Annotated in this window: 1 protein-coding gene and 1 pseudogene; one reads left to right on the forward strand and one right to left on the reverse strand. The window is 58.6% G+C overall.

The genetic code is table 11. The features are described 5' to 3' along the window. Nucleotides 1-91 precede the first annotated feature (91 nt). A pseudogene (locus ABZ624_RS42480) lies at nt 92-254 on the reverse strand (IS1380 family transposase); the annotation flags it as partial. Nucleotides 255-687: 433 nt separating this feature from the next. Here ABZ624_RS42480 and ABZ624_RS42485 point away from each other — a divergent pair. Continuing rightward, complete coding sequence (locus tag ABZ624_RS42485; protein WP_360101009.1) at nt 688-2,655, forward strand: hypothetical protein; 1,968 nt, start codon at nt 688-690, stop codon at nt 2,653-2,655. Nucleotides 2,656-3,320: the final 665 nt, after the last annotated feature.

Below are 3,320 nucleotides of genomic sequence, written 5' to 3' on the forward strand. Positions count from 1 at the left end.
TGCACACCTACAACCACCACCGCTGCCACACCGCACTCGGCGGCCACCCACCGATCAGCCGCGTGAACAACGCTTCAGGTCAATACACCTAGCCGCCGTCGGCGAGCATCACCGCCAGGTCCGTGGCGATCCGGCCTGGATCTCATGTCCGGTCCGCGGCGGCTGAGGCCGCCCGAGCGCGGTGGAGTACGCGGCGGTCAGCCAGTGGCACCGGCAAGATCCGCCAGCAACCGTGCTCCGGCATGCCCGACCACGTCGATGGCGAGAGAGACGGGCTGTGGCCAATCCGCTGTTCCTCCGCTGTCCCGATCACGTTGCCGAGCACCGGTGCCAGCACAACGCCCCTACGCTGATCCGGGCTTGAGCCCTTGAAAAAGTCTGGCGAGTGCTGGCGCTCGCAGTCGGTAACGTGACCGGTCACATGATCGGGCCATTGATGTTCATGGTCCGAGCCGCTCGGAGGGGTCACCTCTGGCCTGTTCGGGAGCCACCGAGCTCTTCTCAACCCTGAGGGTCGGCCATCGCAGTGCTCGCCCGCGCCCAGCACGTCTGCTCATGGCGAGAAAAAGTTCGCCATCCCGCGTAACAGATTGAGCGTCTTGAGGGTCATACAGGCAGGCCTCTTCGATCGGGGTCGACAGCGACAACCACGAACACCCCGGCGATTGCTCTGACTGCAGTGGTCGCTTGATTCTCTCGATATCCAAGGAAGATGCCATGTCTGCACGTCACAAGAAGGTACGCAAGGCCTCGGTCGCTGTAACGAACCGGTCCGTTGCCGTGGTCCTTTCCCTGGGTGTCGCTCTTGGGACGGGCGTAGCCGACGCGGCCACAGCCAGCGCCGTATCCCAGACGGGAGCCAGGGGACTCGTGGAAAGCAGATGGAATCCGGGCCAGACGAATATTCCTATTCTTAAAAACATTATTTCCGGAACGACTTTTTTGGATTGGGCACACCCTGGCCTAACGCAGAATATGCACCTCGCGAATAAAATGGGCCAGACCATATTCGCCGTCCCTCGAACTCGGGTTGGATGGGTGATCGCAGACATGGCGGCGTCGGCCGGAGGTCTCTTTGAATCAGGGTTACAGAGCGCCGGAAGTCCGACAAAGGCCGAGCAGATCAAAAAGGGAATTGAGCATATTGCCGCATTCGCCGCAGCCGCCTCCAGGATTAAACAGAACTTAACCGAACGTCCGAATGATCCTCAAGTTGCATTTGAAGCTACGGCGTTATTAAACGAGAGGCTCCGCAATCTCTCTTTGGATGTCCAGACAGTAATCGGTAACGCTATTGATCTCATCAAAAGAAGCGGCAGTGCCCTCAACGAGCTTCCCCCCGCCGGGAGGAAGCTCCGGTCTGAGTTAATCCAGCGAATCATACGAGAATCGGGCGCGGTCAATATCCCCGACGGCACTGCCGGGGTAGTCAAGCATCAGTCGCAGCAGGACACCTGGGGCAATGGATTCTGGAAAGTGCCCATTATCGGGCCAATCGGTAAAGCGATTGCGGCATCGACTGGATTCGCGCCGGCCGCACTCTTGGACTATATCTATTTTCCGGGTGCTGGCCCCTCTGGCACGGCGGGCATGGCGGGCGTTGACACGGCCGGCATGTTTGTCATGACAAAAGACGGCACGAAGACCGCGTATATGACCTCTGCTCCAGACATCTCGTGGATCGCGGAGCCAGACCGTATTGTCCCCTCGGTGCACGGAGGCAGTCTCTGGAAAGCTGATGAAAGCCTAGGGCACTACAGCTGGGACGATCGGTCGCCGCATGATCGCGAGTCGGTAGTGCAGGACGCGATGCTAATGCTGGAGAAGAATGGGATTGACTCAGACAAGGCGGTTCGGGTGCTCAAGGCTTTCATGAACGAAACTCCAATATCACGAGAGGAAAGAGATAAATTGTGGACCGCCGCCAATGATATAAGAAAGTCTCCTACGTTCGGGAAGGTAATGTGGTTAATCTCACGGCCTGACTACAAGGCTGACCATACCCTCGAAGAGGGGATTAAAACACTTATCCACCGTGCGCCCTCCTCCAGTCTCGAACAGGCTTCCGCAAAATTTTTAAACGGCAGCCACTCTCGAGAGGTTCACGATTTAGGAAGCCTTCATGGAGCACTGAAAGTAATGTACGCATATGGCATTCCTTTCAGTGAAGGGGAGAGATATGTCGATGAAATTTCAGCCTTGTGGAGCATGTCCAAGGCGACTACTTCGAAGGTTATATCGGGCGGGAGTAACTACTCGGACTGGGTAGCCTTGATGCGTTATAGTAGTAACGGTGTTGAAGGCACACTGAAAAAGTTTAGGGAATCCAGAATTGCGTATAACGCTAAAACTAGCTTCGTAGATTTCGTCGAAATTTTCCAGCGGTCAACGGAGAAGAGGGAAATTTCCCAGCGGCCCACGGCGATGAAGGAGGAGAGCGAGCGTGCCGCCAACGCTGACCGTGCCCAAAACCTGAACCATGACGATCAGGAGGGGAGAAAGCGGCTTGACGCAATCGAGGAGCACAACTTCAAGGCGTCCCCTGACCCGAACAGGGAGGAAGCCGCAGGGGCTACGCAAGACGCTGAAGATTCCCGTTTGTACGAAGAGCGTCGTCGTCGGTCTGAGGACGTGCGTGACGAGGCGCGGCGGTGACGTTGAGTGGTAGTGATCGGGGGATGCATGGTTACTGGTCACCTGGTTGTGACTACCGGACGGTGAAGAGGGCGCAGTAATTACTTGACCCGCCATGCGTCCCAACGAGTGTCGGCGACGGGTCGGTTGATGATGGATCGTGCCCCGGGCCGGTCGACGATACTCATGTGCTCGTGAGCTGTCGATGCGCTGGGCGGTGGCGCTGATGGCCTGCCGATGTGCATGGGCGACTCCGCCGGAGAAGGGGATGACTTCCGCCTGTGGGAGGGCGACCCCCGGTTTGTGCGTGCGTGGTGGCACCTGGCGGCGCCGCCGTACATAAGGCGGTGAGCAGGTCTTTTTCGTTGACGGCCCAGTCTGAGCAGCCTGACGCCGGCGTCGTAGGTGAAGTGCCGAGGAAGACAGCCAGGTGGGTTGTCAGGGGCCGCCAATGACCGTGCCGTCGAAGTAGTCTGTGGTTCGATCTATGCGGCCAGGCCCTCGGCGAGGGTGGCTCGGTAGCCTGGCCTCGGCCCGCAGCCGCTCCAGCTCCGCCCGCTCACTCTCCCCGAATGATGGCGCTCTTTGAAAACGGTTCTGGCCGCAGTTCCGTGAATGCCCAGGTCAGGGGCGGCATGCAGGAACGTTCCTCTGCGGGACATCCTGCGCATGGGGGTCGAATCGCT

Source organism: Streptomyces sp. NPDC007205, from assembly GCF_040634095.1.
Taxonomy (GTDB): Bacteria; Actinomycetota; Actinomycetes; order Streptomycetales; family Streptomycetaceae; genus Streptomyces.